6 protein-coding genes are annotated in these 7,875 nt (G+C 64.4%); 3 read left to right on the top strand and 3 right to left on the bottom strand.

What is annotated here, in order from left to right:
* Both ACFHWW_RS28975 and ACFHWW_RS28970 read right to left on the bottom strand, forming a co-directional pair.
* A partial coding sequence (locus ACFHWW_RS28975; protein WP_379942577.1) for a hypothetical protein occupies window positions 1-303 on the bottom strand: 303 nt, incomplete at its 3' end.
* Window positions 304-346: 43 nt separating this feature from the next.
* Window positions 347-1,099, bottom strand: a complete 753-nt coding sequence (locus ACFHWW_RS28970) for a L,D-transpeptidase (protein ID WP_379942575.1) — start codon at window positions 1,097-1,099, stop codon at window positions 347-349.
* Window positions 1,100-1,322: 223 nt separating this feature from the next.
* Between ACFHWW_RS28970 and recO the strand changes: the two genes are divergently transcribed.
* Entirely contained in the window at window positions 1,323-2,066 is a 744-nt protein-coding gene (gene recO / locus ACFHWW_RS28965) for a DNA repair protein RecO (RefSeq protein ID WP_100672265.1), read from the top strand.
* Between the two features lie 112 nt (window positions 2,067-2,178).
* Here the strand turns inward: recO and ACFHWW_RS28960 are convergent, their stop codons facing one another.
* The gene (locus ACFHWW_RS28960; RefSeq protein ID WP_379942573.1) at window positions 2,179-4,179 is read right to left on the bottom strand and encodes a PhoX family protein; all 2,001 of its coding nucleotides are present in this window, start codon (window positions 4,177-4,179) and stop codon (window positions 2,179-2,181) included.
* 246 nt (window positions 4,180-4,425) lie between these two features.
* Here ACFHWW_RS28960 and ACFHWW_RS28955 point away from each other — a divergent pair, with 246 nt between their 5' ends.
* Together ACFHWW_RS28955 and ACFHWW_RS28950 are read left to right on the top strand one after the other, a co-directional pair.
* Window positions 4,426-7,182 (top strand): DUF2339 domain-containing protein, encoded by a 2,757-nt coding sequence (locus ACFHWW_RS28955; RefSeq protein ID WP_379942581.1) that lies wholly within the window; start codon window positions 4,426-4,428, stop codon window positions 7,180-7,182.
* Window positions 7,179-7,835: an HD domain-containing protein gene (locus tag ACFHWW_RS28950; RefSeq protein ID WP_379942571.1), complete on the top strand. Its 657-nt coding sequence runs from the start codon at window positions 7,179-7,181 to the stop codon at window positions 7,833-7,835. The genes ACFHWW_RS28955 and ACFHWW_RS28950 overlap by 4 nt, the downstream gene beginning before the upstream one ends.
* Window positions 7,836-7,875 lie beyond the last annotated feature (40 nt).

The raw sequence follows: 7,875 nt of genomic DNA, 5'->3' as shown, positions 1-7,875 counted from the left end.
GGAAACCATCTTGGCCAGTGGCCCTGTGCGGCCACACCGAAAGGCCGAACATATGGAAGCAAGCGATCCGATCAAAAAATCTGCAAAAAACACTTGCAAGGGGGAGCCGTCCACATAAGGGATGAGGCGCGGAGAGGTTGCAGTCCTCCGATACGTTTCCGACAGCGCCGCGCGTCTTATGAGACGCGCAAAGGTTGCTGTAGCACTTTGAGATGCAGTGGCGCACGGTCGGTACTCAAGGAATTCAAGCGCATCGCCATGCGTGCCGACAAAACCGAACAGAGCTTCAACGCCATTATCCATCTCGCAGAAGCCGTCATAAACTCGAAATGAATCTCAACAGGCCTTAGAACGAAAGCGATCCGCTGCCGTCAGCGGTGGTCGACATCGGTGCATCCATCGGCTGGCTCATCGGCTGGCTCATCGGCGGTTCCGCCTGGAGCACGACGACGCGCGAGCCTTCCGGCACGCGGCTGTAAAGGTCGATGATATCCGGGTTGAACAGGCGGATGCAGCCGCTCGAGACCGCCTTGCCTATCGACCAGGCCTCCGTGGTGCCGTGGATGCGGAACAGCGTGTCGCGGTTTCCCTGGTAGAGATAGAGCGCGCGCGGTCCGAGCGGATTGCGCAGGCCGGGGTCCATGCCTCCCGCGAGCGGTCCGTAGCGCTCGGGTTCGCGCGCGACCATGTCGGATGTCGGGGTCCAGCGCGGCCATTCCGCCTTGCGGCCGACGCGCGCCTCGCCCTCGAATTCCAGCCCGGCCTTGCCGACGCCGATGCCGTAACGAAGCGCCATGCCTCCGCCCTGCACGAGATAGAGAAAGCGATTTTCCGTGTCGATCACGACAGTACCCGGCGGCTCATGCGTGACGTAAGGCACCTGTTGCCGCAGAAAACGCGGTTCGACCTTGCTGATGTCGGTGGCCGGAAGCGGAAACGTCTCATCCGGCTTCGCCCCATACATTGCCACGAAATAGGGATCCGGCCCTTTCGGCCGGACCGGCTGGCTGCTGCTCACGCAACCCGCCAGCGCGGCGGAGAGGGCCAAAGCGGCGCAAAGCTGCATCAGACGGCTGGCGCGATTCCCGGACACACACATAGTCGAATTGTTCCTGCTGACTGTCATTCTTGAGGAGGCACGTCTAAGGCCTCGCAACCCGCATTGAAAGGCGTCGCAATGCGGCAAAAACGACAATAGATTTGCGGCGCACGGCAAGTGTAGCGGAAAGGCTACAGTTTGTTTCCGCCGCACCGGACAAGGCTCGAAACCGGGCGCGTTTCTTCGCTTGCTCCGGTTTCGGCGGCGGGTGTATGCCTTTTTCATGCAATGGAGCGATGAAGCCATAATTCTCGGCATCCGGCGGCATGGCGAGAGCTCTGTCATCGCGGAGGTGATGACGCCCGGGCACGGGCGGCATCTCGGGCTCGTGCGCTCGGGCCGCTCGCGTGCGATGCAGCCGGTGCTGCAGCCGGGCAATTCCGTGGAGGTGAGCTGGCGGGCGAGGCTGGACGAGCATCTCGGCGAATTCCGCGTCGAGCCGCTGCAATTGCGTGCCGCGAGGCTGATCGAGACGGCGACTTCCGTCTACGGAATTCAGGCGATTGGCGCACTCTTGCGGCTCCTGCCGGAGCGCGACCCGCATCCCCATCTCTACGAGGCGCTCGCCGTCATCGTCGATCACCTCCAGGACCCGGCAGATGCCGGCGAATTGTTCGTGCGCTTCGAACTCGCGGTGCTGAACGATCTCGGCTTCGGCCTGGATCTTTCTCAATGTGGGGCGACGGGTGCGCAAAGCGACCTTGTCTTCGTATCGCCGAAATCGGGCCGCGCGATCTGCCGCGAAGCGGGTGCCCCTTACGCCGACCGCATGCTCGCCCTCCCGGACTTCCTATCGGGAGGAAGCAGAGCTGCCGATCACGAAAGCCTTGCCGCCGCCTTCCGCCTTACCGCCTATTTCCTCAACCGCCATGTTTACGAGCCGCGGGGCGTCGACGCCGCGTCGGCGCGGGACGGTTTCGTCCATGCGACGCTGAAGGCGCTGAAGGCCGCATCGTCGGAGGCTTAAGTGTTTTTGAGAAGGCGACCGCGGTGGCGACGGGTGGCGGATGCCTTTTTCTCCCATCCCTGTGACGGGCACAGGGATGGGAGGTCGCAGAGCGTGTGGCGCTCCGAACGCTTCAGCCGATCTTGCCGCCACCCTGCTTGGTGACGGCGACGATGGCCGGGCGCACCGGCATGTCGTCGCGGAAATCCGGCCAGCGCGTCGCCGGCTTCTCGTAGGTTGCGAGACCGGCATCGCCCGGATGCTGAACCGCGAGGAAGAAGGTGTCGCTCGTCGGGTTGAAGCTCGGCCCGCACATTTCGGCACCGACCGGCACCCGGAAGAACAGCTTCGAGGTACCGCGGCCTTCGCCTTCCGTCTCCACGGCCCAGACACCGTCCGTGCGCCCCGTGACCTTTTCGTTGTTGCCGTCGGTCGAGACCCAGAGACGGCCATCGGCATCGATGGCGCAATTGTCCGGCATGCCGAACCAGCCGTTCCTGGTCGTCGCGGTGGAGAAGGAGGCACCGACCTCGGCGACGCTGGGATCGCCGCACTTCAGGAGGACGTCCCAGCGGGATTTCGTCGACGCGAAATCGCCGTCGGTTTCCGAAATTTCGACGATGTGGCCGAAGGCGTTCTTGGCGCGCGGATTGGCGGCGTCGATCTCGTCCTCCTTGCGCTTCGTGTTGTTGGTCAGCATCACATAGACCTTGCCGGTCTTCGGATTGGGCTGAACGTCTTCCGGCCGGTCCATTTTGGTCGCGCCGAGCGCATCGGCGGCAAAACGGGTGTCGATCAGCACGTCGGCCTGGGAGGGGAAGCCGTTCTCGGCCGTCAGCGGCCCTACGCCGTGGACCAGAGGCATCCAGGTGACCGTGCCGTCTTCGTCGAATTTCGCCACGTAGAGCGTGCCTTCGTCGAAGAGATCCATGTTCGCGGCGCGGTCGTCAGGGTTGTAAGTGCCCTTCGTCACGAACTTGTAGACATAATCGTAGCGTTCGTCGTCGCCGCTATAGAGGACGACGCGGCCATCCCTGTTGACGATCGACTCGCAGCCCTCGTGCTTGAAGCGTCCGATCGCGGTGCGCTTCTTCGGGACGGAGGTGGGGTCCAGCGGATCGACTTCGACCACCCAGCCGAAGCGGTTGGCCTCGTTCGGCTCCTTGGATACGTCGAAGCGGTCGTAGAATTTCGACCATTCATACTGCCCGCCCGGCGCGCCGACACGCTTCATCTGCTTGAATTCCGGATGATCCTCGGCGAACTCGCCGCCGAAATAGCCGTTGAAATTTTCCTCGGCCATCATGTAGGTGCCCCAGGCGGTGACGCCGCCGGCACAATTGTTGATGGTGCCGAAGACCTTCCTGCCGGTCGGATCCGACGGGGTCTTGACCCGCTCGTGGCCGGCGACAGGGCCGGAAAGCTGCATCTCGGTCGTGGCCGTGATGCGGCGATTGTACTTGCCGTCGAGGACCGGCTGCCATTTCCCGTCGACCTTGCGGATTTCGATGACGGTGCCGCCATGGGCGGCCATTTCGATATCGACGAGGTCCTTGGTGTACTCGCCGAGCACGACCTTGTCCTCCTCCTTGCCGTCCTCCGTCACCTTTTCGACGCGGGCGAAGTTCGGGAACATGATCTCGGCATTGGTGTATTCGTGGTTGACGACCAGCAGGCCGTGGTCCGGATTGCCTTCGAGCGGAATGAAGCCGACATAGTCGTTGTTGTAGCCGAACTGCCGGCTCTGGGCTTCGGCTGTCTGGTTCAGCGGGTCGAATTCCGGGCTGTCGGCAAAGACCTTGTCGCCCCAGCGCAGCAGGATGTCGGCGTCGTAACCCTCGGCAACATGATGGGTCTCGTCGACACCGGCTTCGATCTCCTTGAAGGCGAATCGCGACGCTTCGCCGTTTGCCCGCGCTTCGTCAGCCGTCAGCAGGGCGAGGGGGCTGACCGTCGTGGATATGGCAGCCACGGCCAGAGAGCCGCCGATGAACGACCGGCGCGAGAAGCGATTGATGATGTCGCCCATGGTCGGGTTGGTGGAACAGTTATGACCGACGTCTTCCAGTTCTTCCCTGCGCTCCGTCAGCGTCTTGAATTCGGTTTCTTCGGCAAGGCCGAGATATTTGTCCATGGCAATTCTCCCCATTGAGACGGTAGACGCGCCCGATCTCCCGGGCGTCCCCGGTCTCGCTTTACCAGCGAGTTCATGACAGCTCTGCGACAATTGGATGAAGAGATTGCTGCAGAGGGTCGCGATGCCGCGACGCTCCCCACGGCTCCATAAATCCGCGGATATCTGCCGCAGGATATTTTCGGCGCCCGTTTCGCGCTAACGTTGTCCGAATCGATCCTGATCGTGGTGATGCCGGGGGAACTGATGCTCGAGGCCATAGCTCTTCTAGCCTTCGTGATGGCGCTCGCTGCTTTCCTCGGCGGCCGCAGGACGGCCGAGCGCCTTGACCGTGAAATCGAGAGCCTGAAGGCGGAGATCGCGCGGCTCGGGAGAGAGTCGACGGAACAGGGCTCCCCGGATATCGAATCCGTGAGGACTGAGGCTGACGTTGCGAAGGCTGCCGAGCCCGAGGCGACGGCCGACGGTCCATGGGCGCGGGCGCGGCAGGACGCTCACACCGTTGCTGACGAAACCAGGGGTGCGGCCGAAAGCCTCGACGAGGAGGCCGCGCCACCGGCGGTACCCTCGGCTGCGGCAGCGCGGACCGAGAGCCTGGAGAGCCGGATCGGCGGGAGGTGGCCGGTCTGGGTCGGGGGGCTCGCCTTGGCGCTCGGCGGCTATTTCCTCGTGCAGTATTCGATCGATGCCGGCTTGCTGAGTCCCACGGTCCGCTTGACCCTCGCCGCGCTGTTCGGGGTCGCGCTCGGAGCAGCCGGCGAGGTGATCCGCCGGCGCGCCGTGCCTGCTGTCGCGGACCGCTTCCGCAACGCGATGATACCGGGCGTTCTGACCGCTGCCGGTGCCGTCACCCTGTTTGGCGTCGTCTATGCCGCCTATGGTATCTACGGCTTCATCGGCACTGCAGCCGCTTTCATTCTGCTGGCGGTGATTTCGCTTGCGACGGTGGGGCTGTCGCTGCTGCACGGTCAGGCATTTGCCGGCCTCGGTCTTCTCGCATCGCTTCTGACGCCCCTGTTCGTCTCCAGCGGAGAGCCGCGCCCCTGGGTGTTGTTCGGCTTCCTTGCGGCCGCATGGCTCGCCACGCTTGCCGCCTCGCGTCTGCGCCGCTGGTCGGTCGTTCCGACGCTTGCCAATGCCGGCCTCGGCCTCTGGGGCCTTGCCTATGTAGCGCTCGCGACGCCTTTCGAGGCGCCTCCGGTTACCTTCGCGCTCCTGGTGATGGTCGCCGGTGTCGCGCTGATCTGGCCGGGTCTCGGCGAGCGGGACGCGGAGCCGAGCGGAGCGCCGGCGGCGGGCGCCTGGGAGCGGCTCTTCAAGCCGCCCCGACTTGCCATCTCCATCTCGGCGGCGATCGTCGCAGCCGTTCTCGCGCTGCTGTTCATCAGCCCGACCGTCGACGCCCAGCGTTTCCCGGTGACCGAATTCGTGGTCGTCGTCGCGGCGCTTGCCGCTGCAGGCTCCTTGCGTCCAAACGCGGTCTATGGGGCACTGCTCGCCGCCTTCGGTGCCATCGCAGGCACCTGGAGCTTGACTGCGCTCAGTGGTGTTCTGTCCTATCTCGATCCGTCTTTGGCCGATTTGCCGCCCGAGATCGTCGTCCCCGGCCGCACGGCCATGCTGAGCGCCATGATACTTTCGGCGCTCTTCGTCCTCTTCGGCGCCCTCGTGCTTGCCCGGCGCCCGGCAGGGAATCGGCCATTCGTCGTTCTTTGGGCAGGGCTCGCCGCGGCAGTGCCAAATGCGCTTCTGGCCATGTCGTTCCTGATGACGGGCAATTTCACCTTCGACCTGCCGCATGGCCTCGTCGCCTTCGCCGGCGGGCTGTTGCTTCTCGCGCTGGTCGAATGGCTCGATCGCCGCGGCACAGAGGCGGGGGAAGCCGACGTTCCCGGCGGTCTGCTGGCGCTCGGCTCCTTCGGTCTTCTCGTCATCAGGCTTCACGCCTGGACCGACGGCCTGGTGACGACACTGGCGATCGCCTTCCTCGGGGCCGCATACAGCTTCGCGACGCGTCTTCGCTCCTGGCCGGTTCTTCCCTGGGTGACGGTCGCCGGCGCGGTCGTCGTTCTCGCGCGGATCGCCTGGGAGCCGACGATCGTCGGGCCGGGCAGCCTCGGAACGGTGCCGGTCTTCAATGCGCTGCTCCCGGGCTACGGCATCCCGGCGCTGTTGCTCGTCGCCTCCGCCTATTTCCTGAGGACCTTGCCGGATGTGCGGGTGCGCAACCTGCTGCAGGCGCTGGCGAGCCTTTTCGTGCTTCTGACGGTCGCGATCCTCGTTCGCCACGCGATGAACCGCGGCGTGCTCGACAGTTCCGTCCCGACACTCGGTGAGCAGGCGATCTACACGCTTCTCGCGATCGGCGCCTCCGGGATATTCATGACCCTCGACGGGAGGTCGCCGAGTCCGGTGTTCCGCTATGGCGGCATGGCGCTCGGGGTCCTGTCGATGCTTTCCGTGCTTGCCGCCCACCTCGTCGGCCTGAACCCGTATTTCAGCGGCGAACTGCTCGGAAGCGTTCCCTTCTTCGATCTGCTCCTCATCGGTTATCTGCTCCCCGCCATCGGCTATGCGGGGCTTGCCTGGTATGCGCGGGGCCGTCGCCCGCTGCCCTATGTGGCGGCGCTCGCCGTCAGTGGCGCCGTTCTCGCCTTCGCCTGGGCGAGCCTCAGTGTGCGCCGTTTCTGGCAAGGGCAGAACGTTGCCGACTGGAAGGGCTTCCTGCAGGGTGAGACCTACACCTATTCGGTGGTCTGGCTGGTTCTCGGCGTGCTGCTTCTCGTGGTCGGCTCGCGCATGAATGCCAAGAGCATCCGTATCGCCTCGGCGGTGCTGGTCTTCATCGCCGTGCTCAAGGTATTCCTGGTCGACATGTCCAATCTCGAAGGCTTTCTGCGGGCGCTGTCCTTCATCGGCCTGGGGGCGGTACTGATCGGTATCGGGCTCTTCTACCAGAAGATATTGTCGGGCAGCGCTGGCAACGGAGCTCACCGCGCATGAGCCGACTTCCTGCACTCGCGGCCGCCTTCGCACCCCATGACCGGCTCGCCGGCGAACTCCTCCCGCACGCCTTCGCCGCGGACGATGGTTCCCATGACGCCTCGCATCTCATCCGAGTCTGGAAAAACGCTCTCCGCATCCAGTCGGAGGAGGGGGGCAACACCCGTCTGCTGGCCGCCGCCGTGCTGCTGCACGACTGCGTGTCGGTCGAAAAAAATTCCCCACGGCGTGCAGCGGCTTCCCGGCTGGCGGCCGAAAAGGCGTCCGAAATCCTCGAGAGGCTCGGCTGGAGTGCGGCCGATGTCACATCCGTCGCCCACGCCGTTCTGACACACAGCTTTTCGGCCAATCTGCCGCCGGAAACGCTGGAGGCGCAGATTCTGCAGGATGCCGATCGGCTCGATGCCATCGGCATGGTCGGCGCTGCGCGCTGCTTTTACATCGCCGGGCGCATGAACAGCGCGCTTTATGATCCCCTCGATCCCCTGGCCGAAGCCCGGCCGCTCGACGACACGGCTTTCGCGATCGACCATTTCGAGGCGAAGCTCTTCCGCCTGGCGAAAGATTTCCGGACCGCAGCGGGGCGGCGGCTGGCTGTCGAGCGGCAGGAGCGGCTTCGCGGCGTGCTTGCCATGATGCTGGATGAAATCTAAAAGCTTCAATGGGTTGGCCCGTCCCGGTGAATCAGATTGG

Source organism: Sinorhizobium sp. P24N7, assembly GCF_042436655.1.
Lineage (GTDB): Bacteria > Pseudomonadota > Alphaproteobacteria > Rhizobiales > Rhizobiaceae > Sinorhizobium > Sinorhizobium meliloti_A.
Note: the sequence above shows the minus strand (reverse complement) of the source record. Positions and strands in the feature narration are given on the sequence as shown.